This is a genomic window from Leptospira kmetyi serovar Malaysia str. Bejo-Iso9, assembly GCF_000243735.2.
Classification (GTDB): domain Bacteria; phylum Spirochaetota; class Leptospiria; order Leptospirales; family Leptospiraceae; genus Leptospira; species Leptospira kmetyi.
Genome location: NZ_AHMP02000003.1, coordinates 2,345,001 through 2,371,383, shown reverse-complemented (window position 1 = coordinate 2,371,383; position 26,383 = coordinate 2,345,001). Strand labels below are relative to the sequence as shown.

The following is a 26,383-nucleotide window of genomic DNA, read 5'->3' as shown; positions in this document are numbered from 1 at the left end:
GTCAGAGGCGCTCGTATGAATCAACTATTGACTCTTCTTCATCCTGAAACCGTTATATTCAATTTGGAATCCGGCACCAAAGAGGAAGTGATCTCCAGACTTCTGCAAAAGGCCGTAGACACACATCAGATCGACGCCGAAAACAAGGAAGAAATCTTAGAATCTCTTCTCGCCCGCGAAAAGTCGATGTCCACCGGAATCGGAAGCGGGGTCGCGATCCCTCACTGTTCGGTCAATCTCGTCGACGAACTCAAATGTGTGATGGGTCTCAATCCGAACGGAATCGATTTCGATTCGATCGATCATCAACCGGTTCATATCTTCATTCTTCTCATCGTTCCTAAAACAAAATTCCAAGAACATATCAAAACCCTCGCTCAAATCGCAAAGGCCTTAAACGTAAAAGAAGACAGGGAAAAACTCATCCGCTCCGGGTCCTTCGAGGAAATCCAAAAAGCTTTTTCTCGGAACGTTTAATCGTGCAGGGGGAAGTCTCCAGGTTCTTTCTATTTCTTGTCGCATTAATTTTTTTCTCGGTTCTATTCGGTCATCTTCGTTCCTTAAACAGGGAATATCTCTACGCCGATTCCTCCTTTTCCAAGGAAGAATCCTTTCTCGAACGGAAAACGTTTTCTTCCCAGATTTTTTCCTTCGTCAAAGGGATCGTAACGTTTCAATCCGCTAAAACCGCTTCGGGAGAATCGGTTTGGAAACATATTTCTTCCCGGGTTCTTCCCACGTTGCATCTCGCGGTTTTCTCCGTGGGCTGGGGAAGTTTGTTTGCGATTCTTTTCGCATTGGCGGGTTCCAAAAAGGAAGAAGGTATTTTCAAAAGATTTTTTTTGTTTTTGAGCAATCTGATCTTGTCGACGCCGGTCTTCGTAGTCGGCGTGGTTTTGCTTTTGATTTTTTTCGTTCAACTCGAATGGCTTCCTCCCGGAGGTTACGAACCTTGGAATTCTTTTTACGTGATTCTTCCCGGGATCGCTCTCGGTTCCAGGGTTTGGGCGAGAATCTATCAGTTCGCTTTGAGCCTCGCCGAAATCGAGTTGAAATCTCCGTATACAAAAGTTCTGCGCGCCAGAGGGTATTCCAAAAATAGAATATTATGGAATCATATTTTACTCAAGATTCTTCCCCTGCTCGCGGTTTTGATCCTTTTGGACTTCAGTTCGCTTCTTTCGGGCGCGATGATCGTGGAGGAAATCTTTTTCTTTCCGGGAATCGGAAAGTCGATGTATTATGCGATCCAGACGATGGATTCCGAACTTTTGAGCGCCCTTCTTTTTTACAGCGGTCTTACGTTTTATATCTTCAGCAGGGTTTCCCTTCGTTTTCAGGAAAATCTCACCGGTAAGGAGAGCCTTTCCTAATGTCGCTTAACAATTTGTTTCGAATTTTTTTCGTGGGTTTGGCCTTGGCGGGGATTCTTTGGAAAAATCCTCCCACCGAAGTTTTTCTCGAGGACAGTTTTTGTTCGGTCGCTTGGAATCATCCTTTCGGTTGCGATCGTTTGGGCCGCGACGTCTACGGTCTTTTTTCCTACGGAACCGTTTCCACGCTTTTGTTTTCTTTACCTTCCCGGATTCTTACGCTCGTGTTCAGTTCTATGATCTGTCTGTTTCAATATTCGCTTCCGTTTACGGGAAGATGGTTTTTTACTCCGATCTCTTCCGTGTTCGTTTCCGTTCCTTCTTTGTTGATCGCGTTGCTCACGGTGCACGCTTTGGGACAAGGGCCGAGCGTTTTGGTGATCGCGATTCTTTTGGGAGACTGGGCCTTTTCGTATGAAACCCTTCAGAGTAAAATTCGAGAAACGGACGGAAGCGGTTTCGTTTTGTCCTCGGTTTTTTTCGGAGCTTCGAGAGCGAACGTGTTTCGAAATCATATTTTTCCGGCGGCCCTTCCTGTCTTGAAAGTTCTGTTTACTACAGGGTTACCCGGAGTTGTAATGACGCTGGCGCTTTTTAGTTATCTCGGAGCGAGCGCGGGCTCAGATTGGTTCGGTCCCGGACTCGGGGAACAGATTTCCTTTGCGAGGGATTACGCGTATTCCGCTCCGTTGGCTTTGGTGATGCCTATTTTGGGAATCGTAGGTTTGGTCACCGCATTGAACGTGAAAAAAAGATGATTAGATTATCCGCATTTATTTTAATATTATCGATTTTGAATATTGGACTCGTCGCGCAGGGAATCGACGACTATTATCGTTTTCCGGAAGGTGGAATGCGGGAAAGAATCACGTTCGAAACCGAAAGAAAACTCTGCGTGTTTCCTTTGAAAAACCAAAACGCGGACCCGAATCTGGATTATTTGAGCAAGGGCTACGGCGGGGTTTTATTCTCCGGACTCAAAGGACTTTTTCAGATCTTCGATCCCGACGTGATTCCGAAAAGCGTTCAACACGCGTTCGGAAAACCCACCGGAAGAGAAAGATTAAAAAAGGGAGAATGGGACGGCGACATACTCGAGCAGGTGAAGAACGCAAAGGAAACTTCGCCCGAAAGAGATCCCCGATTTCTTACCTTAAAAACGGAATATATCTCCGAGGAAATTCCGCCCGAAGACAGCACTTTGTTTTTATCCGGAAAAAAGGCCGGATGTTTTTATCATCTCGCGGGAACTTACGAAAAGAAAAGCGAATCGCAGATGGAACTCAAACTCGTTTTGAGATCCTCCAAGGACGCTTCGAGAAAAGAATTCAAAGCCAAGACTAGCGTTAGACGCTCTTATCAGGAATTGGACGGATTGATCGCCGAGATCAAAAAGGAACTGATCGGAAAGAACACGGTTTCATTCTCCTTTAAATCGGGAACCATGGACGGCGTTCTGGTTTTTTTGGACGGGCAGTTTCTCGGTAAAACCCCTTTGCAAAGATCGGACATTCTTCCCGGAAGCCACGTCATCAAATATTATATGGACGGTTTTCAAAGTCAGGAACAAAAAGTCAGCGTTCAAGACGGAGGAAGTTTCGAAACGATTCTTTCCAAAACTCCTCGCGACGGATTGATCTCCGTGACCTCCAATCCGGAAGGAGCCAACGTATATCTCGGTTCCGAATTTTTGGGCAAAACTCCTTTGAACAACGTGAAGGTCAAAACGGGTTACAACCGTCTTCGCGTTTCGATGGAAGGTCACGTCGATTTGTTGAAGGGCGTGGAGATCAAAAAAGACGAAGAAACAAAATTGGATCTGATTTTAAAACCGGGAGACAGCGTAAGTTATTACAAGAATAAACAAAACGTTTTTCTCGATCATTCCTACAACGACTTTTCGATCTATTCCTTGTACGGAACCCTTTTGTTTTATGCGGGTTATTATTATTTCAATCTGAAAGCGAACGCGTTGTACGATCGCGCGCAGAGTCAGGTAAGTCTTACCAATCTTTTTTTCGCGGCCAACGTGGTTTCTCAAGATACGTTCGTGGGAATGTATCTTTATCAGGAAAGAATCATCCGAGAAACCAATCACGACGCGGGTAAATATCAAAAGCTCGCGGGGAACTTCGGACGACATCAGGGTTTGACGGGCGGTGTGATGGTGTACGGGATGGCGGCGATGTTGATCTTGGCGGCTACGTTTTATTGGCTCGGTCTGGACGAGGAAACCTTGGACGTTGGAGTCGCGCCGAAACGCGTGAACAATCCGTATGCGATTCCCGGTCAGATGATCGAGATCGATTCGTTCGCTCAGTTCAATTTAAGATTTTAAAAAATCGATTCATCGTCGATTCGACGAACGTTTTCTTTTTTCAGCCGATTTCGTTTTTGCCTAGGAACTCGCTTACGATCGGAAACAAACGAAAACTTCCGAGCACGAGGCTGGGCTGATTCGATTTTTTGAATATACTAAGATTTGCAAATAGTTCTTCGTGATCCATCGATTCTTCCGCATGGCAATTGGAGGGAAGCGCAAAACCGTCGTCCTTTAAAAACCGAAAGTCGAGAATCTTGGAATTTTTCTTCGCGGCTCTGAGAATTTCCAGAATTCCGTTTCCGTCCTTATCCTTTAAAACTCCGGCTAACACAAAAAAACGATCCTTCGGATAAATCGAATTCAGACTTTTTAGAGTTTCCGAAAACGCGTCGGGATTGTGGGCCGGATCAAAAACCAATAAGGGAGAATCTTGTAACACGCTCAATCTTCCCGGAGGAAGAGAAATGTCTTTTTCGTAGAATCGAAAATCCGGTCGTTTCGGTTCCTTGGATTTCTTCCAGTCGTTTCGGTCGCTCGGTGAATCGGACGAATCGGATGCGAAAACGGAAGCATCGGAGCCGGGATCATCGGAAACGTTTTCGTTTTTCAAAAACGTTTCGAAACGCGCGCGGATCTTCGAGGTCCATTCTAAATTTAGAATATTCTGAAACACTCGAAACGAAAATTCATTGTTTCGGACGAGATAGCTCGCGTCGCTCGGAGTTTGCGGAAAGATAAAACAAGCGATTCCTTTTTGTCCGCACCAGGATCGGATTTGATCGTTTAAATGCGGTTCCGTTTGTTCGATCGCAAAAACCGCTTTCGTATTCGGTGTGCAGATTCCGAGTTTTTCCTTTAATATTTCTTCTTTAGTATTTCCTAATATTTCCTTGTGATCGAGTCCGATGCTTCCCAATACGACGATGTCCGGATCGCAGAGTTTGGTCGCGTCCAGTCTTCCTCCGAGTCCGGCTTCGTAGATCTGGATTTCGACGGATTCCCTTTCGAAAAAACGGGACGAAGCGCAGGTGAAAAGTTCGAAAAAGGAAAACGTTTTCAGGTCGGTTTCCGCGCCGAGAATTTTCCATTCGTTTAACAATTCGTTCAATTCTTTCTCGGTCGCTTTGCGGAAAGGGTTTGTCGGATCGCCGATTCGAATTCTTTCCAAAGGAGATATCAAATGCGGAGAAGTATAAAGTCCCGTTTTAAAACCGGAAAGGCGGAAGTATTCTCCCAAAAAATGAGTGATCGAACCCTTTGCGTTCGTTCCCACAACGGAGATTCTGCAGAGGGAAGATTCTTTCCTTGAATCGAATCCGTATTTTTTCAGAACGTTTGCGAACGGTTCCAAAGAATATCCGGTAAAGACGTTGAAGTTTCTGGTTTTTTCCAAATTGGAAAGACCGGATATGAAGTCGAAAAAATCGGATGTTGAGTTCATCGATTGGCTAATGCTTGTGACAAACGTTCTCTCGTTTTGATTATATCTTCCGCGTTAGGCGAAACACCGGTGAATAGTTCGAACTGTTTCATCGCCTGATACAAAAGCATTTCCGATCCGGGGATGATCGTACTTCCTTTTTTCCGCGCGGCCTTTACGAGAGGGGTTTCCAACGGGTTGTAGACGATATCGAAAAGGGTCGTGTTCGGATTAAAAAATTCTTCCGTTAAAAACGGACCCGGCGATTGTCCTTTCATTCCGAGCGGAGTCGTGTGGATGACTAAGGAGATTTCTTCCCGGATTTCAAAAAGAGAATCGGGACTTACGTGTTTCGTAATTACGTTCGAGTTTTCCGAGATCAAGGAACAGATTTCCCGTCCGGTGGTTTCGTTTCTGGAACAGAGAATCAGTTCGCGGATTTTTCCCGAGGCCGCAAGGCTGTATGCGATTCCTCTCGCGCTTCCGCCGCTTCCGAGAATGACGGTTTTTCCTTTGTTAAACGACGTCGGAGACCATTCTAAGATGGATCGATAGGCTCCTTCTCCGTCCGTATTATACGCGTTAATCGAGCCGGTCCCGATCAAAAGTGTGTTCGAGGCTTTCATGATTCTCGAGGCTTCGTCGGATCGGTCGGCGAGGGAAAACGCTTTTTCCTTGTGAGGAATGGTCACCGAAAGACCGAGAACTCCCGAATTTCGTAACTCCCTAATTTTTTCCGCGTTCAGTTCCGGCGTTTCGAACACGAGATACTCCGCGTCTATACCTTTGTCCTTATAGAGCGAATTGTGTATGAGAGGCGAAAGAGAATGAGAAAGGGGAAATCCCGTGATACCAAAAGTTTGAGAGGACAGTTTTGTTTCGTTTTTCAAACTGAGAATTCCAAATTGGTTTCTTATAAATGAGAGCAAGCGGCTCGAAACCTTCGACTTTTTGGCCCCAAAACTTGTAAGTTAGGGAGTGAACCGTAAAATGAGTCGACTAAAAGACAATTCCCGAAAATGCTGTATTGGAATGAGCCTACTGAATTTACCTGATTCTTTTTTACACGGACTGAGCGCACAACTCTTTTTGACGCCGCTTGCTTCTTTTTCAGGCTCACCGTGGTGGACCACCATTCTCGATGTTTTATTCGTAGCGGGAATTTCCGGCGGTCTTTCTTGGTATTATTACTACTACAAACGTAAGGATCTTCTCGGAGGTTTTTGGGGAGCGTTGATCGTTGCGCTTCTCGGATCTTTGATTATCCTTTCTCTGCTTCAGGATTTTATCCGTTCGGTGGTTCTTTGGTTGATTTCGCCTAAGTTCGGAATCTATCAGATCTCCAACGTGAATCTTCTCGCGGTTTTATTGGGCGGTTTACTCGCTCTTTACATCATGAACCGCATCAATCACAACAAAGAAAGAAGAGATTAAGCGTTTCCCCGTATAAGGGAGCGCGATCGAGTTTTCGTGCGGACCTTCGAGTCCGCGCTAATCTCCGCATAACGTAAGAATCCTCGTTTGACGATCGTTTTGCTTTCGTTCAACGGTGTTTTTTATCTTTCGAATTCAACTCGTACAACTTGATATACTTTAGAAAATTATAATAGAACCCGAACACCGCCAAAACGAATCCCTGTTTGCCGTCCAAAAATCCGAAACGGATAAAATACATCCAAAACGCTTTGTAAAAACCTTCCATAAACGCGTGGAAAAGTCCGCTCGTTTTGCCGGCGCGGAATTTTTCCTGGGCGCCTAACTCGGAATAGGCGTTGATATAACGGATGTGATCTCCTATGTTCTTATAAGAATAATGATAAACGGGAGAATTCAGCTTATTGCATATACCTTGAAGCTGGATCGTTTCGTGAACGAGCCCGCCGCCGAACTTTCCTTTGGAACGGTGAAAAAGACGGATGCGTCGATTGGGATACCAACCTCCGTGACGAATCCATTTTCCCAAATACCAAGTCAAGCGGGGAGTGGAATATCCGTCCGCGCTCGGAAGTCCGTTTTGAAAAAGGGAAAGAATTTCCGTTTTTAAATCGGGTGAAACTTCCTCGTCGGCATCGAGCGTAAGAACCCATTCGTTTTTCACCAAGGAAAGCGCGAAGTTCTTTTGGCTTACGTAGTCGTCGAACTTTCTTTTGTGAACTTTTGCTTTGTATTTTTTGGCGATCTCTACGGTTTTATCCTTCGAACCGGAGTCGACCACGATGATTTCGGAAACGAAGTCCAAAGGTTTCAGACAACGTTCTAAATTGTCTTCTTCGTTGAGTGTTATGATACAAACGGAGAGGGGAAGTCGCATTTAATTCTTATGATTCAGTTTTCGAATGCTTTGAAAGTCCGGAGTGAGCGGGATCTCGAGTCTTGCGATGGTTACGTCTTCTCGAATGATGATTCTGAAATAGGAAGGATCGATTCCTTCTCCCTTGAGCATGATTAAGATGAGAGCCAATCCGATTCCGGCGCCTTCCGTATTGTCCGCGTTGTCCAGATAGAATTGCGCGATGTCGTTGTAGCGCATTCCTTTTTCCAATTTTTCGCGGAGAGATTTTTCTTCCTGTTGAGTGACGGGCGCGTTGTTGACGACTTCGATTCTGATTCCGTCAAAAGAATAATGAAAGCTGATCAGACAATAGTATCCTTCCTTCTTCGCTTTTTGTCCGTAACGTTCGGACATCGCTTCGCTGAAAATACTCTTATATTCTCGAACTCCTTTTTCGTAATCGGAAGCGTTGTTTAGATCCAGACCTTTTTCTTCGAAAAAAATCCTTTTTTGGTTTGCTTTGCAGGCGTTGATTGCCAACTCTTTTATTATAGTATAAACCGTAGGAACCAGAGTAGGATGAGTTACCTTATCCAGAATCAGTCCGACTGCCTCTTGGATATGCTCTTCGACAGAATGAGTCATCCTGTGGGTTTTCAGAGACAGGATTTTTCCGTTCTCGATCGTTAGCCGGATATTGTCGGATATATCTCGGATTTCCTGCCCCATCATCCATGAACATTTCGGAATCTGTTTTGTTTGTCAAGAGAGTCATTTTAAGAACGGGAAAAAAGAAGCATCTTTCAGGTTTGAAACGGAAAAGAATCGGAGTCCGCATTCTTTTTAAGCCTTCTGTTTTTTCTCTGATGTTATTGTTTAGTTCCGCGTCGGCGCATTCCGAGTCGATCACCTTAAACGCGGTGCGTTATCTTCTTCCCGGAAAAAAAGAATATTCCGAACCTTCGGAGATCCGAATCGAAAACGGCAGGATCGTTTCGATCAAAAAAATAAATTCTTTCTCGGGAAAAGTTTCGTATGCGCTTCCGGGTTTTTGTGACGCAAACGTAACTCTTTCCACGGATTCTCTCGGAGGTCAAAAGGATCGCGCGGGAGTTTATCTTTCTCTTCAATCCTTTTTGGCTCACGGTTTCACCGGAATTCTTTCCGTCGGAGATCCGTCTTGGGTCGAAACACTTTTAAAGGACGCACAACGTTCCGGCAAAAATTCTCCTTGGGTAAAAAAGACGGACGCGCCTTGGATCGCGGAAAGTTCCGAAACGAAGAATTTAGGAAACCTCCCCGGTTATAACGTGATTCGTTCTTCGCAACAGGCGATTTCTCAAATCAAAAAAAGACCGGCTTCTCCCGTTCATCTTTTTTATCGTTATCAAGAAGGAGAATCGTTTGCGTTCGACGGTCCGTTCTTGTATCAGTTGAAAAAGACCGCGGACGCCGAAGGAATCAAACTAGCGTTATCCGCCTTTGGAGACGAGTTCAGCATTCTCGAAGGAATCAACGCGGGAATTCCTACTTTGTATCATCCCGTTCCCGATACGATCGCGGGAAGAATTTCTTCCGGAGTGTTCCGCAATTTAAACTGGGGTCCTATGTTCTCCGTTTATTATTATCAAAAGATCGCCGCGACTCCGGAATGGGAAACCGACTTAAACGCGATGAAAGAATGGAGTCCTTACTTCGCGAAGAACATCGCGCCCGAACCCGAGTTCGCCGGTAAACTTTCCCAGATTCAGGAAGAGGATCGCGCAAATGCGGAAAAGGAATACAAATCCTATCTTGCGTTTTTAAACAGACAAAAAAATCTGAGTCAAGGAATGCTTCTCGCTTCGGGCACGGGTTATCTTCACGTTCATCCCGGAATCGGCGGATGGAAGGAAATGGAAATTCTTTCCAAGGTTCTCGGTAATGCGGAGACGATTTTGATCGCGACCGAATCCACCTGCGGTTTTATAGAAGCTCCTCACGAAGGAAAGATCCGCGAAGGCAAACCAGCGTTCATAAATGTTTATACGGAAGATCCGCTCGTCGATTTAAAGAATTTGAAATCTCTTCGCAAAGTCATCGCGGGAGAAATTTCATATCCGTCCGAAAAAAAAGAACCGGCTTCCAGTCAAAAAAAGAGAGGGAAAAACAAATGAAAGAATCGGAAAAAGAACTCTTCGAGAAAATGTTGGATGCTTCCTTTAAAAAGAAAAAAGCGATGGAAGCGGGAACCAGAGTCACTGCGATCGTAAACTCCGCTAAAAAGGATTTCGTTTTCGTTACGACTAAGGAAGCAAAAACTCCGGGCATCATTTCTTCGGACGAATTTGTCGAAGCCGGTCTTCCCAATCCCGGCGACGAGATCGAAGCGTATTTTCTCAAGGAAGATCACGGAGACATTCACTTTACGACTTGTTTGAGCGGAGATTCCCTAAACAAAGATCTATTAGAAATCGCTAAAAAAGCGGAGATCCCCGTTCTCGGTCAGTTTATCAGCGAAGGAGAATCCGGAGCCGAAGTGAAGATCGGAGAATTTACCGCGTTTTGTCCATTCTCTCAAATCGATCCCGAACTTAAAAAATCGGGTCTCGCGGGAAAACGTCTTAAGTTTCTCATCCAAGACATCGGAAGCAGAGGAAAACTCATCGTTTCCCAAAAGAAAATTTCGGACAAAACGAAGGAAGCGAAACTCGGAGTTCTCAAACAAGAACTCAAAGAAGGAATGTTCGTTACCTGCAAGGTCAAAACGATTCAGAACTTCGGTTTAATCGTGGAAATGGACGGCGGCCTTTCCGCTCTCATTCCGATCAGCGAAGCGACTTTCAAAAAGAATCCCGAGCTCGACAAGGAATTTCAAGTCGGTCAAACTCTTCGCGCGAGAGTTCTTCGTATCGATTGGGAAAATCAGAAGTTCGCATTAACGGTTAAGGATTTTCTAAAGGATCCTTGGGCGCAGACGGTTCCGTTTAAGGAAGGAGACATCGTTAAGGGAACGATCGATTCCTTAAAACCGTTCGGTCTTTTCGTAAAGTTAGACGATCATTTCAACGGTCTTGTTCCCGGAAGAGAAACCGGAATTCCGAATCGAGTTCCTCTCAATCAGAGTTTTAAAACGGGCGACGTAATTGACGTTTTTATAATGGAAGTGAATCCGGAAAGAAAACAGATTTCTCTTTCGATTCAAAAAGCGAAAGAGATTCAAGAGAGAATGGACTACAGCAGTTACTTGAGTTCCGATACGAGCGGTTCCACGAGTTCTTTCGGAGCGATCCTTCAGAATTCCTTAAACAAGAACAAGAAAAAATGATTCCATGTCTTTGCATATAGGACTCTACAGACCCGAGATTCCTCCGAACACCGGAAACATCGCGCGGCTTTGTGTGGCTCTGGGAGCGGAGCTTCACATCGTAGGACAAGCGTCATTCGATCTTTCGGAAAAGGCCGCACGCAGAGCGGGATTGGATTATTGGGATAAGGTTAAAATTTCACTTCATTCTTCTTTAGAAGATTATAAAGCGGTTCTTCCCGAAGGAACGGATCTGTATTTGGTTTCGATTCACGGCAAACGTTCTTATACCGGCGTGCAATACAAGGAAGGAGACGCTTTTTTGTTCGGAAATGAAACATCGGGAGTTCCAGCGGAAATGAAAATTTCGTGGAATGAGGAAAAGATATTAAAAATTCCGATGGAAGATTCTTCCCGTTGTTTGAATTTGAGCAATTCAGTCGCCGTGATTTCTTACGAAGCGATGCGCCAAATCAGGTCCTGGTAAAAACGGATTTACACTTTCAGAATTCTGCATCTAAATGGATAAAGTATGAGCTTCCACCTCTCCAGAGAAGAAATCGAAAAGCAGATTCAGTCGATGCTTTCTCAGGGGTTGACCGGAACGGTGAACGATTTTTTCGCTTGGATTCGTATGGAAACTCTCCGCAAGTTCAAGGACGAACCCGACGTCGAGAATTCGATTGTAGCGGACATTCTGGAAAACTTCGTCGAGTCCGGTTTTGTAAAACGAAGCAAGTTCAACGCGAAAGAATTTCACATTCATCCCGATCAAATCCAAGGAAAAAAATTTCCGGCTAAGGACAGTTATGTTCTGCTCGGCAAGATCGCGTATCAACCGATGCAGTATGTCCGCAGTCGTCTCGAATTTTTTCTGAAAAGTCAGGGAACTCCCGAAGAGATCGTGATCGATCTTTGTATCGGCGCTCTCGAAGCCGTGGAAAACGCGGTGAAATACGGGGACGGAACCGAGGTCGAAGTCGAATATTCCATCGATCGCAATCAGACTCTTTTTATCAAAATCGTAAACAATCTCAAGGAACTGAATCTGGAACAGGATATCGAGAGGGGAAAATTCTCCTCCACAGCCACGCTGATGCGCGGTATGATGGTCATGCAGAAACTTTTTGACGAACTCGATCTTGAAATTCTCGAAGATAGAAAACAGGCTCAGTTCAACGCCAAGAAAAAACTGTCTTAGTTAAGATGGCATCCGTTTTTAAAATTCATTCCGCTTACCAACCCGCAGGGGATCAGGTTAAGGCGATCGAAAGCATCGCCGGTTCCTTTCAAAAGGGAGAGGACAAGGTGACTCTTGTGGGAGTCACGGGCTCGGGTAAAACCTTTACGATGGCCCAGGTGATTCAGAATCTCGGGCTTCCCACCCTGGTCTTGTCGCATAACAAAACTTTGGCGGCGCAGCTCTTCCGAGAATTTAAGGAATTCTTTCCCGAAAACGCGGTCGAGTATTTCGTTTCCTATTACGATTATTACCAACCCGAAGCCTACGTTCCTTCCTCGGATACGTTTATCGAAAAGGACAGTTCCATCAACGAGGAGATCGACAAACTTCGGTTACGCGCGACTTCTTCCCTGTTGGAAAGAGAGGACGTAGTCATCGTCAGTTCCGTTTCTTGTATCTACGGTTTGGGTTCTCCGGAAGAATATACGAATTCCGTTGTCGCATTAAAAGTAGGGGACACGGTCGAAAGGGACGCGGTCATTCGCAAACTTCTTCATATCCAATACAACCGGAACGACATAGATTTTTCGAGAGGAAACTTCCGCGTGCGCGGGGATTCGATCGAAATTTATCCCGCGTATCACACCGACGGAATCCGGATCGAATTTTTCGGGGACGAGATCGATTCGATCAGCAGGATCAATCCCGTGACCGCACAAACGATTCTTAAATTAGAAAAAGCTTATATATATCCGGCCAAACACTTCATCACTTCCGGTCCGAAGGTCAAGGAAGCGGTGGAGAATATACGCGCCGAAGTCGAAGCGCAGGCTGACTTTTTTAGAAAGAACAACAAACTTCTCGAAGCCGAAAGAATCACCTCCAGAACGAATTACGATCTGGAAATGCTTCAGGAGATGGGTTACTGCAACGGAATCGAAAACTATTCCAGACATCTCACGGGAAGAAAGGCCGGAGAACGCCCCGCATGTCTCATCGATTATTTTCAGGGAGAATTTTTACTGATCGTAGACGAGTCCCACGTTACCATTCCTCAGATCGGAGGAATGTTCGCGGGAGACAAGGCCCGCAAACAAACGTTAGTCGACTTCGGCTTTCGTCTGCCGAGCGCGCTCGACAACAGACCTCTCAACTTTCAAGAGTTCGAATCTTTGACTCCGAAAACTCTGTATGTTTCCGCTACTCCCGCCGAATACGAGTTCGAAAAAAGCACGAAGATCGTGGAACAGATCATCCGTCCTACGGGGCTTTTGGATCCGATCGTGGAAGTGCGTCCTACGAAAAATCAGATCGAAGATTTGCTCGTTGAAATTCGCAAGAGAATCGACGCCGGTGAGCGCGTGCTCGTGACGACTCTTACGAAAAAGATGTCGGAAGATTTAACCGACTACTACGAAGAGATCGGATTGAAGGTCGCGTATCTTCATTCGGAGGTGGAAACCTTGGATCGTGTCGCGATCATCCGCGATTTGAGAAAGGGAATCTACGACGTTTTGATCGGGATCAATCTTTTGCGGGAAGGTCTTGATATTCCGGAGGTTTCTTTGGTCGCGATCCTCGACGCGGACAAAGAAGGGTTTTTAAGAAATTATAAATCTCTCATACAGACGATAGGCCGCGCGGCTCGTAACGTAAACGGAACCGCGATTCTTTACGCGGATAAGACGACCGATTCCATGACCAAGGCCATCGACGAAACGATGCGCCGTAGAAAGATTCAGGAAGAACACAACCTGAAATTCGGAATCACTCCTCTTACGATCAAAAAGGAAGTCGCCGATATCATCGAAAGAGAGGAAAAGGAACAGACTTCGGAGGATCTGATCCTCGAAGACGTGGAAAAGAAATTCAATTCCAAGAAGTTCCCGAACAAGGAAGAATTGAAGGACAAACTCCGCGAAGAAATGCTCAAAGCCGCCAAAGATCTCGATTTTGAAAGGGCCGCCATCCTTCGGGATAAAATGATGTCGATCCAAACGGGCGACGCGTCGGCCGAAAACTAAAAAGAAAGGAATTTATCTTGGTCACAATACTCATCTGTCTCGTCACGTTCGGTATGAGCGTTTGGTGTTTCGCATCCGAAGAAAAACTCGGTAAGTTCATTCTTACCCCGTATCGTTTGGAAAGAAATAAGAACTATTACACTCTTCTTACGTCCGGTTTTATCCACGCGGATTGGATGCATCTCATCTTCAATATGGTTTCGTTTTATTCTTTCGGCAGAAATTTGGAAATCACCGTGGGTCCGATCAAATTCGTTCTTTTTTATCTTGGAACGATTCTGATCACGAGCGTCATTTCCTGGAGAAAGAATCTGGACAATCCCCTCTACGCCACGTTAGGCGCTTCCGGCGGAGTCTGCGGCGTTTTGTTCGCGACCATTCTTTTTTATCCGAATATGTCCTTGTATATGATGTTTATACCGATTCCGATTCCCGGCGCGATCTACGCGGTCTTGTATCTCGCATACACCTATTTCTCCTCGAGAAGCGGAGCGGCGGACGGAATCAATCACGACGCCCATCTTTGGGGTGCGTTATGCGGAATCGCGTTTGCACTTTTGATGGACCCGGAAATTTTGGGAAGAGTTCTGAAGAATATTTCCGGCGCCGGAGATTGAGGAAAAATTCTCCGGTATTAAACCGACTTGGAAAGGACGCGGAATAAGGACTTATCCCGCCTTTTCGATTTTGGCCTTGATAAACTTACGGTAGTTATCCGAACCGAAACTTACGTCCAACTTAATCACCTCGGGTGCGAGATACGGATGATGTTTCATGATGTATTCCTCGATTTTCGGATACTGATCGGATCTCGCTTTGATCATGATTTTGTTTTCGGTATCCATCGCGATCTTTCCATCCCATTGATACATCAGGGTAACTTCGGGAAAAATCGTTCCCGAAATGATGATTCCTTCCTGCAACATCTCGGAAATCTGAATTTCAGCAAGATCCCGATCGCTCAGAGTTGTAAATACGATAATCTCGTTTGAACTGGACATATTTTCTCCGGAGGAAAAGATTCGGCGGTTTCCACGGATTGGCAAGAAGTTTTTAACCGTTAAAGCGAAATGATTTTTGCGTCTTGTTCCGAAACCGAATTCTAAATTAGAAAATTCTCATTGAGATTGCGGGCCGGGAGTCGTGGGTGTGGTGCTCGTTTCGCCGGAAAGTATTCTGCTCGGAAGTTTGCAGAATTGATTACAACGATCCATACACTGTCTTTGTTTGGCGCTTCTGTAGCCGATCACCGGAAGAAAGATCGAAGTGAACGGATACCATTCTTCCATACAATTCGTCTGACACTTCGCTAAAAGTTGCGTGCACGCGTTCTCGTAAGAATAACCGGAGCTCTGACCGTGAACGAGTTCGAGTCCTTCGGGTGAAAGGCCGATTCTTTTTCCTTCTCGGATCAATCGCGCTCGTTCGACCTGCGTTAGGTTGGCGTCTTCGGCCGTGGGAAACGCATCGGGAGAAGGGGCCTTTTTAACGGGCTTCTGATTCGGATTGTCCCAATCGACTCGCACCAAACAGTTTACGTTTACGATCGAGATCGTCAAAAGACAGATCAAAAAAGAATGAAGAACGAACTTGGAGTTCATAAGAAGGTCTTTCTAAATTCTCTCAAATGCGGAGAAAAAAGCCAATCAAATTCCGGGTTAGAAGATCGCTAAGTAAACGTGCAATTTGTTGAATTTCTTGATCGTTCAATAAATTTCAAAAAATGGCGGCACGAAAGAAAAAGAATCGATTAGAACGTGTTGAAAAAAAGAGTGAGTGATAGTATGAGAATTTGGCTTTTTCTAATTTGGATCGGATTGATTCTTTCCTGCGCCTCCGTCGGTCACGAGGGAGAAGTCGCTTTAAAAAGTACGGTTCGTTCTTTTGCACCGAAACAGCTCGATCGTACTCCGTTCGAAGGATTTGCGATCGCACTTCCCGAAGAAGCCGGTTTGGATTCCGCGCCCTTACTTCGTTTATCAAAATCGATTCGTGAAGAAGGAATCGAGGTTCGTTCCCTATTGATTTTTAAAGACGGAAAACTCGTCATGGAACGTTATGCGGGAGGTGTGACCCGCAATCACAATCACAGCGTTTATTCGGTTACAAAAACCGTAACGTCCACGTTACTCGGCATCTTAAACTTCGAAGGAATTCTCAAAAACGTGGACGAACCCGTAATGAACTCTTTGCGTTCTCTCGGCAATCTTCCCTTTCCTTTGATCGAAGGTAAGGAATCCCTCAAGCTCAGAGACGTTCTCCACATGGCGTCGGGAATGCGTTGGTCCGAGTTCCCCGAAAGAGACGATATCAGAACGGCCGAAGATCCGCTCGTCATCGCGTTGTTACCCGAAGTGAAGGATAAACCCGGAACGAAGTTCGATTATAGCAACGGAGATTCTCAACTGGCTGCGGCCGTTTTGGAAAACAAAGCGGGTACGACCCTTCTTCATTTTGCGGAGAAGACTTTGTTCTCTTGGCTCGACTTCAAGGGTTACGAATGGTACACTTCTCCATCGGGAAGACAAACGGCCGGATTCGGTTTGAGACTCAAGCCCGTGGATATGTTGAAGCTCGGGATCTTATACTTGGACAACGGAAATTATAGGGGCAAAAAAATTCTCAAACCCGAATGGATCAAACAAGCGCTCCAACCCGGAGCCGGACAGCACTACGGTTATCAACTTTGGACGCATCAGTTCGAAGGTAAAAAAACGTTTATGGCGAACGGAAAAGGAAGTCAGTTCGTGTATGTGATTCCTCACAGAAGAATGGTGATCGTAACCACTTCCGCGATCTGGGACAAGCCGATCAGTTTTCTTTTGGATAAGATTCTCGCGAGCGTAAAGGAATCCTTGGATTCTAAGGATAAGAAAAAAAATCCGGAAAAGGAAGCGGAGTTCCTAAAGGAAATCCACGAGGCATCGATCACGATCGGCAACGCCGCGCTCTGGAAGGATTTGGACGAACCTCACCTGATTCATCATTCGAAACATTAGAAAATAAGAATATTCCGGAGTACGTAAGTATCAGGTCGGGCCTGCAAAGGCTCAGGGGTTTTTCGTTTTCAATCCGGCGATCAGTGTTCTTAGAAGCGCGTTTAACGCTTCTCTGCGATCTTGGTCGATCGATTCCAAAACCAAACGCGGATGGTGGAACGAAGCAGTTCCTTCAAAAAGAATTCTCGCGCCTTCCTTTGCGTTCGAACAAAAAAAGATTCCCGAGGAAATTCCCTTATCGACCAGTTCGGTAAGCAACACGTCCATGTGAGTGAGATGGGAAACCACGAAGGGTCTCGTTTTTTCCGCGGAAAGATTGAACGCGTTGAAAAGTCTCGGATCCGATAAGACTTTTTCGCGTTTCATCAAATGCAAGGTCATGAACCATTCGGAAAGAATCGCCTCGACGGGCGCGTCCTTCTTGGAAATTTTTTCCAGCTCGCGGTCGATTCGATCCAACCATCTTTTGGAAACCTCGTCCAGAAGGGACTGTTTGTCCGAAAAGAATTTATACAAAGCGGCGTGACTTACCTTGAGTTCCCTTGCGATGTCCGTCAGCTTAAGACGCTCGACTCCGTTCTTTCGGATTTCTTCTTCCGTAGAATCGAGCGCCTTGTTATAAAGTTCTTCCGGCGTTAAGCCTGTTCTGGGCATAATTCATTTGGCTACGGTCTGCATCTGAAAGGCCGGATAACGTTCTCCTTGAAACGAACCGTCCGGAAAAGAATCGGAGATTCTTTTTAATTCTTCCTTGGAAAGTTCGATGGAGATCGCTCCTAAGTTTTCTTTCAAGCTACTCGTTCTTGTGGAGCCGATCAAAGGAACGATATCGTTTCCTTGACGAAGCACCCAAGCGATGGCGAGTTGTGCGGGACTGCAGTTTTTTTCCTTTGCGAGTTCTTGAAGCACATTGACTTGCTCCAAATTGGATTCAAGGTTTTTTCCCATAAAGCGGGGAGAATGGGATCTAAAATCTCCCGTTTCCAACGCGCCCGAAATTTTTCCGGAAAGAAGTCCTCTGGATAAAACTCCGTAAGCGACGATTCCGATTCCGAGTTCCCGCGCCGTCGAAAGAATCTCCTTTTCGATCAATCTTGTCGCGAGCGAGTATTCGATTTCGAGAGCGGTCACAGGATGAATTTTATGCGCGCGTCTTATGTTCTCCGGATTCGCTTCGGACAAACCGAGATAACGCACCTTTCCTTCTTCGATAAGTTCTTTGATCGCGCCCACCGTGTCTTCGATCGGAACGGTTGGATCGACGCGCGAGGGTTGATAGATGTCGATCGCTTCCACTCCGAGTCTTGTCAAAGAATACGCCGCAAAATTCTTCACCGCGTTCGGTCTTGCGTCGTATCCGGTGAATCCGCCTTGCGGAGTTCTCATCGCGCCGAACTTCACGCTGATCAGAGGTTTGTTCGAAACGGTTTTTAACGCTTCTGCGATCAAAAGTTCGTTGTGACCGATTCCGTAAAAGTCGCCGGTGTTGAGAAGATTGATTCCCGCGTCGAGAGCGGCGTGAATCGTACGGAGACTTTCGGCCCTGTCCCGGGTTTCCTTGGTCCCGTAGAAGTCCGACATTCCCATACAACCCAGTCCGATTTCCGAAACGAGAGGACCTTGATTTCCTAGTTTTCTTTGCTTCATCTGATTCTCCTTTGGTTACAAGTAACAAAATATGAAATTTGTAACCAAAGTCAAGTAGAAAATCGCAACGAGAAAAGTCGGGGATTGAGCAATTGGGGGAGGAATGACCGTGTGCCTGGGCGGAATTTGTAAGAGTTCCCACAAATTTCCGGAAGGTCGGTGGTTTCTCGGAAATCTCGGGGATCTTTGCGGAGAGAACGTAGGAGATCCTACATTCTCCCTTAATTTTTAGTTCTTGCTTCTAAAACGCGGATGGCGGCGGCCTTTCTGCGATTCTGGGCGGTTTCCCGACTGACCTTTACCTTTTCCACAAGATGAGAGGTCGCGGTCGTGGGATGACCCGAAGTGAACGGAGGTGCGGGGTTGTATTCGATCATCAATTGGATTTCCTCGGCGAGTTCCGTACCGAAAAATTCCGCGGTGAGAAAAAGAGCAAAGTCGATTCCCGCAGTAACTCCGCCGCCGGTGATTCGGTTGCGGTCTCTCACGAAACGTTCTCCCGAAATCTGAACCGGAAATAATTTTAAGACATCCAAAGAAAGCCAATGAGTCGTCGCCTTGTAACCGTCCAAAAGACCGGCGGCCGCAAGAACCAAGGAACCCGTACAAACCGAAGTGATGAATTTGGAATTCTCCGCTTTCGATTTTAGAAAATCCAAAACTTCGAATTCTTCCATCAGAAGAGTCGTACCCGAACCGCCCGGAACGAGAAGAATATCAAGATCGGGACAAGTAGCAAAATCGTAATCGGGAAGAAATTTCATTCCCGATTCTGTAGTGATCGGTCCTTTCGTTTGGGCGAATAAAAAAACCTTCGCGTTCGGGATTCTCGAGAACACCTCGAAAGGTCCGGTGAAGTCGAGTTGAGTCACACCGGGAAAGATAAAGATTCCGATCGAAAAATTTGAACCTGGCATAACAACAGAGCATGAATTCTAAAACGCGACTTACAAGTCATTTTTGAATCCGAATTCTTTTCGAAACCTTGATGCAAAAACGAAGGGGCGTTCAAAACTAAGTCCGTGAGTTATGATAAATATCTATTCCTCGACGTGGGCGACACGATTCTTCATTTAAAAAAATCCGCGGGCGAAACCTATCTCGAAATTCTTTTGGAAGCGGGATTGAAAGAAGAGAAAAACGCGGGAGAGATTTATAGAAAGGCTTTCTCCGAATCCTGGCATAAGATGCACGAGAATTCGCCGCCGGAACACAGGGACAAATATCAGTTTCATCCCGGAGGAACGCCGGGTTGGTGGAAGGATTTGCTTTCCGATTTTTTGGAAAGAATTCCCGATCGTGTTTCGCTTGAAACGGCCTTTCCCATCATCTATCATAGATTTGCCGATCCGGAACTTTGGAACGTGGATCCGGGCTTTTGGGAGCTCAAGGATTTTTGTAAGAAGGAGAATTGGGGACTCGGAGTGATTTCCAATTGGGATCATCGTCTGCGTGCGCTTTTGGAAGCGAAAGGTATATTAGAACATTTGAATCCAGTGATCGTAAGCGCGGAGTTCGGATATGAAAAACCTTCTCCGAAAATTTTCGAAGAAGCGATGCGTCTCGTCGATCTTCCCGGAAAATCTTTGGTGTACTGCGGAGATAAATACGACTTGGACGTGGCCGTTCCCAAATCTCTCGGATGGAGATCGTATCTAAAAAAAGAGGAAGGAGATTTGAATTCGCTTTCGGAGTTGATTCGTCTTCTTTAAGAATGGACTTATCGTATTACATAGAATTGATCGGGGTAGGATTTTTCGCTCTTTCGGGTGCTTTGGCCGCCGCCGAAAAGAAAAGTCATCATCACGATATCTTCAGCGCGTTTTTTACGGGTTTTATTACGGCGATCGGCGGCGGAACTCTTCGAGACATCACACTCGGAAATTATCCGGTCGCTTGGGTTCGGGATGAAAACGTCCTTTGGGCGATCTTGATCGGTTTCGTAATCACACTTCTGTTCGCGAACTATTGGCCCAAACTGAAACGGGAACTTTTCGTTTTTGATTCGATCGGAATCGGAATTTACACGGTGATCGGAACGAAAATTTCTTTGGCAACGGGAGTCAATCCGTTCGGATCCGTGATCTTGGGGATGATCTCCGCGATTTTCGGCGGAGTGATCCGCGATACTTTGATCAACGAGGTTCCTTTGATCTTTCGTAAGGAAATTTACGCGACGGCTTGTTTGGCCGGAGCCACCCTTTACGTTTTATTAGGATATTTGAATGTGAATTCCGATTGGAACACCGGTCTCTCCGTTTGTCTTGTGGTTTTGATCCGAATCGTCGCGGTTCGGTTTAATCTTTCGCTTCCCACCTTTCGACTTCCGCAGTGAAACGTTTCGTCGACGAGAATTTTATATTCGAAAATCATAAAGTTCTTCGTCGACGTTTCGATTTTTCGTTCGCTACTGCAAAACGAATTCTTTCGAAATACCGGTCACTTTTTTGTAAGTCCAAAGGAACAACCAGAATTGTTTCGCGAGTCCGTTGTAGACGATTCTATACGTTCCCGGAGTTTGATTCCGCACAAGCCAGGTGATCGTAACTTCCGAAGTGGGAGAAAGATCCCCTCCGGTTCTTACCCAATCGAAGGCGGTATAAGGATCGTTGTCCGTCGCGATCGTAGTCCACTGACTTCCGTTTTTCTTTTGGATCTCGAGATACGTATAACGGCTTGGATCGTAAAAGGAAGAAAGCGTTCCGTACAACTTTTTGTCTTGAACCACTCGAGGATGAGTTCCTTGAAACTTCGCGCTGACTACGTCCTTGGTTTTGTTATACGAAGTCTTTACGTCCGCCAAAACCTTTCCGAAATCTCCGCCGTCGTTCACGATTCCGTTCTGAGACAACCAGGTTTGAATGAACTGTTGATTGGAAAGATCGGGAGGATTCGGTCCGGGATTTGTGTTTCTTCCCGCGACGATGTCCTTTGCGATCCGATCGAATTCCTGTTGGAGCGCGGCGTTCGACCAAGGTCCGTATGCGGTAAAACCTCCTTCGAAATTCTGCGCGGAATATTCTTCCCTGGTCGTTAAATACTGCGCGTAACCGTTTGCCATCGCGGAGACGATCACGTTCGAATAACCGGCGCCGGAAAGTGTGGATGAGATTCTATTCTTCAATCTTCTTCCCGCTTGTGTCGTGATTTCGAACGGAGAAGTAAGAATCGCGGTGTTACCGATCGTGATCACTTGTAAGGGAAGAATCACGGGAACAAACGGAACCTGAGGATTCGGAAACCAAAAACTATCCACTTCTCCCACGGGAAGAAGAGTGAACTTCTCCTTATCGCAACCTTCATACTTCGTGGAGTTTAACGCGAGTTGTGCGAGAGGCCAGAGCACTCCCAAAATCTGCGCGGCTCCGCTTAAGTTGGTGAGACTGTAATTCTTTTTTACCCAGACCCCGTTTTCTAAAACGAAATCGTTTCGAATCTCTCCTTCCTTTGCGAACTCGACGGGCGCGCCTTCTTCGTCGCCTGCGAGAAAACCTCCTCCGATCGTCGCGACACACGTTGTCGCGCCGGAAGCGCCGTCCCAAGGCATACTGTTTGCGCCGATATACGCGGGATCGACGCCGATCTTTTGATTCCAGGTTACGTGAGAATGTCTATAACCTACGTTACCCGTAATCGCGGTCGTCGCCGAGTTATACAATTCGAGCGCTTTGTTTCCTTGAAGAGTTCCGTGAACGATCGGATTCTCCAGAGCGTCCAAGTTCGGATCCAAGTCGTTCGGTCTGAGAAAGGGTTTCGTAATATCGGTCGGATTGGGTTGGTTCGGACTCGAATCTCCCATCGGTCCTTGCGGAAACGCGGCCACGAAATTATTTCCCATCGTCGTTTCGACAAGATGGGAAGCGTATCCTTTGTTGTCGCCGTGCGCTCTTCGATTGGAAATTCCCAAGGAAGTTCCGTGGACGGCGAACCAGTTGATAAGCCCGATCGGAGTCCCGTCCGTCGTTTCGAAACGCAAAAGAGTCATCGTCTCTTCTATGTTTTTGGAATAATTCGATTTGTCTCCGTTCCATTCGTACGCGGCGGAAGAACGGTTGTGCGCGGCGCCTACGAGAATTCCGGATGCGAAACGAATTCTCGCTTCCCTTCTTTGATTGTAAGCGGTTTTGATCGCATCGGTGATTCCGTTTACAAGAATATTGTAATGAACCTTATCGAAGCCCACGACTCCGTTGAAAAGATTGAATAGAGTGTACCAAGAAGTGTTGGACGGAGCCGAGTGAGTGTGTGTCGCGAAAAGAACCACGTTCTCTTGATTGAATACGGAACCGTAACCGTCCGTTTGTAGTTTTTGAACGACTCCCATCTTCACGCTTTGATACATATGAAGCATATCGTTCGTCACAATCGCGACGACCTTGCCGCCCGGACGTTCGATGACAAAGGCTCTTGAAAAAAGACGCATCGCCAAGCCGGACATTTGATCTCCCGGGCTGTTGTAACCGGTGCTCGATTGAACGAAAGGTCCCGTGATATCTGATTTCGACGCGCCCACTAAGAATACGTCGGGTGCGGTCGACGTCAACAGCGTTTGTCCGTCGATCGGTCTGCGATCGTTTAGATTTGCGGAAGCGACTCCTTCGTTTAACAACGTTAAGATTGCGTCGTTGTCGTTTTTCTTTTCGGAACAATCCGCAAACGTAAAACAAACCGAAATTATAAGCGCGATTTTCCAATTCTCTTTTTTCATTTTTATTTCTCCCGAACTCTTGGAGGCGTATCCGAAATTCAAGGAAGGTCAAACAAAAATTAAAATTAGGCGTAAAATTCAAGCGTTCGATAAAAAAGGAAACGAAAAGGAATGTATTTTCGAACGAGTTCGTCGCTTTAAAAACTCATAATATAATCGGAATATAAGTGGAGAATAATCGAAGTAAGGAAAAGGAATTTTAAAAGCGCATTTTGGATCTCGATTTTATATCGATCGAATTTGAAATCAAGTAAAAAGTTTCAATCGAATCAAATTATATTCAAAAAATGGAATATAATTTTAAAACGACAACGTCTGCGCCCCGAACTTTTGCATTGGTTTGTTCTTTCAAGTCGAAGAGTCGGTTCGGAACAAGCTCAAATCGGGATTGGATCGAGTTTCGGAAGGAATTTTGAAGCGCGAAAATTCTCCCTTGAAACGTTTGGATAAAAAACTACATCGAAATCGAAGCTATAAAAATCCCTCAAAAACGTTAGAATTCTACTTGAGGAGGAAATGGATTCTCTTATAAGAGTCGGAACCATTTCGATTTGAGGAAACCATGAGCGCAATCCTATCCAATTTCAATCATCCAAGATTTAAACCGAACGATCCGACCGGACATTACGAAAGTTGGTTCGTGCGCGCCAATCATCCGAACGAATGTAAGGCGGTCTGGATCCGTTATACGATTTTTTCTCCGAAAGGAAATCCGGAAAAAGCGATCGGAGAATTGTGGGCGATTTATTTCGACGGAGATAAGAACGTTCACTTCGTATCCAAATCGGAGTTCCCGATTTCCCGCTGTCAGTTCGATGCGAGTCCTTTGTCGATTCGAATCGGCGATTCGGAACTTTCCGATTCTCATCTGAAAGGAAAGGCCGGAAATAAAAAAGGACCCGAGAATTTTTTCTGGGATCTGAAAATTTCCGGAGGAAGTCCTCCGCTTTTTTTGTTTCCTGAAAATTTATACGAGGGCGGATTTCCGAAAGCGAAAGTTTTGGTGGGAAATCCTTGGGTTCGTATATCAGGAAAGTTGAATGTAGGATCGGAGGAAATCAAACTCGAGAATTGGATCGGAAGTCACAATCACAACTGGGGATCCAAACATACCGATCGATACGCTTGGGGACAAGTCGTAGGTTTCGAGGAAGAATCGGATTCTTTTTTGGAACTCGCGACCGCAAAGTTGAAGATCGGACCGTTTTGGACTCCCGCGATCACTCCGATCGTGTTTCGTTTTCGAGGAAAGGATTACAAACTCAATCATCCTTTATCCGGATTCGGAAGGGCGAAATACGGTTACTTCGATTGGAATTTTTCCGCGCGTTCGCCGGAGATTCAGATTCAGGGAAGAATTTTCGCCGAACCGAAAGACTTCGCTTGTCTTCAGTATTGGAATCCGCCCGGAGGTTGGAAACATTGTTTGAACAGTAAGATCGCAAGCGCCGAAGTGTTCGTAAAAAGAAAAGAGGATGTAAACTTTTTCAAACTCACCGCAAACCGAAAAGCCGCCTTTGAAATCTTAACGGACGATTTTTCCCACGGAATGAAACCGGAAGCGTAAAAAGATAAAATAATAATGCGAAATCGAAAAACCGTCGGGAAGAAACCTATCAAAATCCGTGCATTCAGATTGGAATATTTTAAATATCGGTTATACTTCTCATTCTCAAACGAGGAGTAAGAATATGGAAACCGTTTCCGGTAAGAATATAACGATTCAATTCGACGGTAAAAAGTGCATTCATTCTAGAAATTGCGTTCTCAATCGACCGGACGTTTTTGTTCCGAACGTGGAAGGAGAATGGATTTATCCCGATCGAGCGACCGCCGGTGAGATTCAAAATCTCGCGTTGAATTGTCCGTCCGGCGCGATTCGATATACGAGTAAAAACGAATTCGAAAACGAAAAAGCTCCCGTCGTAAACACGGTTCATATAAGGGAGAACGGGCCTCTCGCGTTTCACGCGGATTTAGATCTGACCGGTCAAAACGATTTAGGGTTTCGCATAACGTTGTGCCGTTGCGGAGCTTCCAAAAACAAACCCTTTTGCGATTCGACCCACAAGGAAATTCAATTTTCCGCTTCGGGCGAACCTTTGACCAAGGATTCTTCTCCGTTGGAAATCAGAAACGGTAAGGTTACGATCAAACCGACTCACAACGGACCTTTGAAAGTGAGCGGGAATTTGGAAATCTGTTCGGGAACGGGAAGGACGATCGATCGGGTTCAAGAGGCTTATTTGTGTCGATGCGGCGGCTCCGCAAACAAACCTTTTTGCGACGGAACGCATAAGAAAAACGGATTTCAAGGTTAGAATTTATTTCCAAAAATGCGAGACGGCGAGTTTCCAATAAAGATATTGATGAAGCAAAGTGATCCTGAGCCAGCCGTTCTTCTGATATTTGCGATCGCTCGTTTCCAAATACGCGTCGAGTCGGTTTAATCGAATCCCGTTTTCCTGCGCGGTCCATACGAATAAAAGATCCTCGCCGTACGGAGCGGTTTCGTCAAAGCAACCGCACTTGAAAAAATTCTCCCTTCGAATACAAAGCCCTTGATCGCCGAACGGAGAATTCAAAAGCCGGGATCGAAGATTGGCTCCGTTTGCGTTGATTCTCATCAGAAAACGATTCGGATAAAAACGTAATTTAAAGTAATGCAGTTTCTCCGGATAATGAAGAATCGATTTTTGTAATATTCCAATTCCGTAAGAATCGATCCTGCTGTCTCCGTGAAGAAACCAAAGAAATTCTCCCTTTGATTTTCGAACTCCTTCGTTTAACGTTTGGGCGCGGTTTTCGTTTCCGTTCGATTCGGATACGACGATTTCCCAATCGTTCGGGATCAAAGAGGGAAGTTCTTCCAATAATTTTTCACAACCCGAGTCAGATCGTAAGACTGGGATGATTACGGAAACCTGCTTCATCGGGATTCAATTTAGAATCTTGGAATCCGCAGGCTATCCATTTTTGTTTCGAATCGGTTCCGGATTTTATTCCTTAAACGCAGAGCCGGTTCGCTGAAATTCTTTCACGGAAGAATCGTCGAAGCCGGAGGATAAATCAAATCTCCGCTCCAATCTTTCGCCGGGGAAGAATTCAAACGAAGATAAAACGTTTCCCTCGGACCCACGGAGTTCGT

General features: G+C 45.7%; 28 protein-coding genes (1 of these 28 running past the window's edge). 16 read left to right on the top strand and 12 right to left on the bottom strand.

Going from position 1 to position 26,383, the window contains the following annotated elements:
* Positions 1-15 precede the first annotated feature (15 nt).
* The 4 genes from LEP1GSC052_RS13525 to LEP1GSC052_RS13510 are packed head-to-tail and all read left to right on the top strand — an operon-like array spanning position 16 to position 3,711.
* A complete protein-coding gene (locus LEP1GSC052_RS13525; protein WP_010573716.1) occupies positions 16-477 on the top strand; it encodes a PTS sugar transporter subunit IIA in 462 nt (153 codons plus the stop codon).
* A 2-nt stretch (positions 478-479) separates the two neighbouring features.
* Positions 480-1,373: an ABC transporter permease subunit gene (locus LEP1GSC052_RS13520; RefSeq protein ID WP_010573717.1), complete on the top strand. Its 894-nt coding sequence runs from the start codon at positions 480-482 to the stop codon at positions 1,371-1,373.
* Positions 1,373-2,131, top strand: a complete 759-nt coding sequence (locus tag LEP1GSC052_RS13515; RefSeq protein ID WP_010573718.1) for an ABC transporter permease subunit — start codon at positions 1,373-1,375, stop codon at positions 2,129-2,131. Before LEP1GSC052_RS13520 ends, LEP1GSC052_RS13515 begins: the two co-directional genes overlap by 1 nt.
* Entirely contained in the window at positions 2,128-3,711 is a 1,584-nt protein-coding gene (locus LEP1GSC052_RS13510; protein ID WP_010573719.1) for a PEGA domain-containing protein, read from the top strand. Before LEP1GSC052_RS13515 ends, LEP1GSC052_RS13510 begins: the two co-directional genes overlap by 4 nt.
* A gap of 40 nt (positions 3,712-3,751) precedes the next feature.
* On the opposite strand, the gene LEP1GSC052_RS13505 is transcribed toward LEP1GSC052_RS13510, so the two are convergent.
* Positions 3,752-5,137, bottom strand: coding sequence for a glutamate ligase domain-containing protein (locus LEP1GSC052_RS13505; protein WP_020986113.1), 1,386 nt, complete (start codon positions 5,135-5,137; stop codon positions 3,752-3,754).
* Entirely contained in the window at positions 5,134-6,006 is an 873-nt protein-coding gene (gene aroE / locus LEP1GSC052_RS13500; RefSeq protein ID WP_020986231.1) for a shikimate dehydrogenase, read from the bottom strand. The genes LEP1GSC052_RS13505 and aroE overlap by 4 nt, the downstream gene beginning before the upstream one ends.
* Before the next feature lie 151 nt (positions 6,007-6,157).
* On the opposite strand from aroE, the gene LEP1GSC052_RS13495 reads away from it, so the two are divergent.
* Positions 6,158-6,550 (top strand): hypothetical protein, encoded by a 393-nt coding sequence (locus LEP1GSC052_RS13495; protein ID WP_100738993.1) that lies wholly within the window; start codon positions 6,158-6,160, stop codon positions 6,548-6,550.
* 109 nt (positions 6,551-6,659) lie between these two features.
* Here the strand turns inward: LEP1GSC052_RS13495 and LEP1GSC052_RS13490 are convergent, their stop codons facing one another.
* Both LEP1GSC052_RS13490 and LEP1GSC052_RS13485 read right to left on the bottom strand, forming a co-directional pair.
* Complete coding sequence (locus LEP1GSC052_RS13490) at positions 6,660-7,427, bottom strand: glycosyltransferase family 2 protein (RefSeq protein WP_010573722.1); 768 nt, start codon at positions 7,425-7,427, stop codon at positions 6,660-6,662.
* Positions 7,428-8,120: a hypothetical protein gene (locus LEP1GSC052_RS13485; protein ID WP_020985533.1), complete on the bottom strand. Its 693-nt coding sequence runs from the start codon at positions 8,118-8,120 to the stop codon at positions 7,428-7,430.
* Positions 8,121-8,122: 2 nt separating this feature from the next.
* On the opposite strand from LEP1GSC052_RS13485, the gene LEP1GSC052_RS13480 reads away from it, so the two are divergent.
* From LEP1GSC052_RS13480 to LEP1GSC052_RS13455, 6 genes are read left to right on the top strand one after another with little or no spacing between them, the layout of a single operon-like run.
* A complete protein-coding gene (locus LEP1GSC052_RS13480; RefSeq protein ID WP_010573724.1) occupies positions 8,123-9,544 on the top strand; it encodes a hypothetical protein in 1,422 nt (473 codons plus the stop codon).
* Positions 9,541-10,695, top strand: coding sequence for a S1 RNA-binding domain-containing protein (locus tag LEP1GSC052_RS13475; protein WP_010573725.1), 1,155 nt, complete (start codon positions 9,541-9,543; stop codon positions 10,693-10,695). Before LEP1GSC052_RS13480 ends, LEP1GSC052_RS13475 begins: the two co-directional genes overlap by 4 nt.
* A 4-nt stretch (positions 10,696-10,699) precedes the next feature.
* Positions 10,700-11,161 carry a tRNA (cytidine(34)-2'-O)-methyltransferase gene (locus LEP1GSC052_RS13470; RefSeq protein ID WP_010573726.1) on the top strand — a complete coding sequence of 154 codons (462 nt, stop codon included), beginning with the start codon at positions 10,700-10,702 and terminating at the stop codon, positions 11,159-11,161.
* A 45-nt stretch (positions 11,162-11,206) separates the two neighbouring features.
* A complete protein-coding gene (locus tag LEP1GSC052_RS13465; protein WP_020985645.1) occupies positions 11,207-11,875 on the top strand; it encodes an ATP-binding protein in 669 nt (222 codons plus the stop codon).
* Between the two features lie 5 nt (positions 11,876-11,880).
* Entirely contained in the window at positions 11,881-13,881 is a 2,001-nt protein-coding gene (gene uvrB / locus LEP1GSC052_RS13460; protein ID WP_010573728.1) for an excinuclease ABC subunit UvrB, read from the top strand.
* A 17-nt stretch (positions 13,882-13,898) separates the two neighbouring features.
* A complete protein-coding gene (locus tag LEP1GSC052_RS13455; protein WP_010573729.1) occupies positions 13,899-14,498 on the top strand; it encodes a rhomboid family intramembrane serine protease in 600 nt (199 codons plus the stop codon).
* 51 nt (positions 14,499-14,549) lie between these two features.
* Here the strand turns inward: LEP1GSC052_RS13455 and cutA are convergent, their stop codons facing one another.
* Positions 14,550-14,882 carry a divalent-cation tolerance protein CutA gene (gene cutA / locus LEP1GSC052_RS13450; RefSeq protein WP_010573730.1) on the bottom strand — a complete coding sequence of 111 codons (333 nt, stop codon included), beginning with the start codon at positions 14,880-14,882 and terminating at the stop codon, positions 14,550-14,552.
* 117 nt (positions 14,883-14,999) lie between these two features.
* Positions 15,000-15,482: an LIC_10730 family protein gene (locus LEP1GSC052_RS13445; RefSeq protein ID WP_010573731.1), complete on the bottom strand. Its 483-nt coding sequence runs from the start codon at positions 15,480-15,482 to the stop codon at positions 15,000-15,002.
* 183 nt (positions 15,483-15,665) lie between these two features.
* Between LEP1GSC052_RS13445 and LEP1GSC052_RS13440 the strand changes: the two genes are divergently transcribed.
* Positions 15,666-16,880: a serine hydrolase domain-containing protein gene (locus tag LEP1GSC052_RS13440; RefSeq protein WP_010573732.1), complete on the top strand. Its 1,215-nt coding sequence runs from the start codon at positions 15,666-15,668 to the stop codon at positions 16,878-16,880.
* Between the two features lie 51 nt (positions 16,881-16,931).
* On the opposite strand, the gene LEP1GSC052_RS13435 is transcribed toward LEP1GSC052_RS13440, so the two are convergent.
* The 3 genes from LEP1GSC052_RS13435 to LEP1GSC052_RS13425 form a co-directional block, all read right to left on the bottom strand.
* On the bottom strand, positions 16,932-17,534 hold the full coding sequence (locus LEP1GSC052_RS13435; protein ID WP_010573733.1) for a TetR/AcrR family transcriptional regulator: 603 nt from the start codon (positions 17,532-17,534) through the stop codon (positions 16,932-16,934).
* Between the two features lie 3 nt (positions 17,535-17,537).
* On the bottom strand, positions 17,538-18,527 hold the full coding sequence (locus tag LEP1GSC052_RS13430; RefSeq protein WP_010573734.1) for an aldo/keto reductase: 990 nt from the start codon (positions 18,525-18,527) through the stop codon (positions 17,538-17,540).
* Positions 18,528-18,748: 221 nt separating this feature from the next.
* Entirely contained in the window at positions 18,749-19,444 is a 696-nt protein-coding gene (locus LEP1GSC052_RS13425) for a DJ-1/PfpI family protein (RefSeq protein WP_010573735.1), read from the bottom strand.
* A gap of 105 nt (positions 19,445-19,549) precedes the next feature.
* Here LEP1GSC052_RS13425 and LEP1GSC052_RS13420 point away from each other — a divergent pair, with 105 nt between their 5' ends.
* Together LEP1GSC052_RS13420 and LEP1GSC052_RS13415 are read left to right on the top strand one after the other, a co-directional pair.
* Positions 19,550-20,239, top strand: a complete 690-nt coding sequence (locus tag LEP1GSC052_RS13420; protein WP_010573736.1) for an HAD-IA family hydrolase — start codon at positions 19,550-19,552, stop codon at positions 20,237-20,239.
* Positions 20,240-20,241: 2 nt separating this feature from the next.
* Positions 20,242-20,862, top strand: a complete 621-nt coding sequence (locus LEP1GSC052_RS13415) for a trimeric intracellular cation channel family protein (RefSeq protein WP_010573737.1) — start codon at positions 20,242-20,244, stop codon at positions 20,860-20,862.
* Between the two features lie 72 nt (positions 20,863-20,934).
* On the opposite strand, the gene LEP1GSC052_RS13410 is transcribed toward LEP1GSC052_RS13415, so the two are convergent.
* Positions 20,935-23,235, bottom strand: a complete 2,301-nt coding sequence (locus LEP1GSC052_RS13410) for a neutral/alkaline non-lysosomal ceramidase N-terminal domain-containing protein (protein WP_010573738.1) — start codon at positions 23,233-23,235, stop codon at positions 20,935-20,937.
* Positions 23,236-23,797: 562 nt separating this feature from the next.
* On the opposite strand from LEP1GSC052_RS13410, the gene LEP1GSC052_RS13400 reads away from it, so the two are divergent.
* Both LEP1GSC052_RS13400 and LEP1GSC052_RS13395 read left to right on the top strand, forming a co-directional pair.
* Positions 23,798-24,802, top strand: a complete 1,005-nt coding sequence (locus tag LEP1GSC052_RS13400; protein WP_010573740.1) for a hypothetical protein — start codon at positions 23,798-23,800, stop codon at positions 24,800-24,802.
* A 124-nt stretch (positions 24,803-24,926) separates the two neighbouring features.
* The gene (locus tag LEP1GSC052_RS13395) at positions 24,927-25,556 is read left to right on the top strand and encodes a CDGSH iron-sulfur domain-containing protein (protein ID WP_010573741.1); all 630 of its coding nucleotides are present in this window, start codon (positions 24,927-24,929) and stop codon (positions 25,554-25,556) included.
* A 3-nt stretch (positions 25,557-25,559) separates the two neighbouring features.
* Here LEP1GSC052_RS13395 and LEP1GSC052_RS13390 read toward each other — a convergent pair whose 3' ends face one another.
* Entirely contained in the window at positions 25,560-26,168 is a 609-nt protein-coding gene (locus LEP1GSC052_RS13390; RefSeq protein ID WP_135608292.1) for a glycosyltransferase, read from the bottom strand.
* Positions 26,169-26,272: 104 nt separating this feature from the next.
* Positions 26,273-26,383, bottom strand: partial view of a sphingomyelin phosphodiesterase gene (sph, locus tag LEP1GSC052_RS13385; protein WP_020986124.1) — the 3' portion only. It continues 1,572 nt past the right edge of the window; the window shows 111 of its 1,683 coding nt (coding positions 1,573-1,683); the start codon falls outside the window, past its right edge; it ends in the stop codon at positions 26,273-26,275.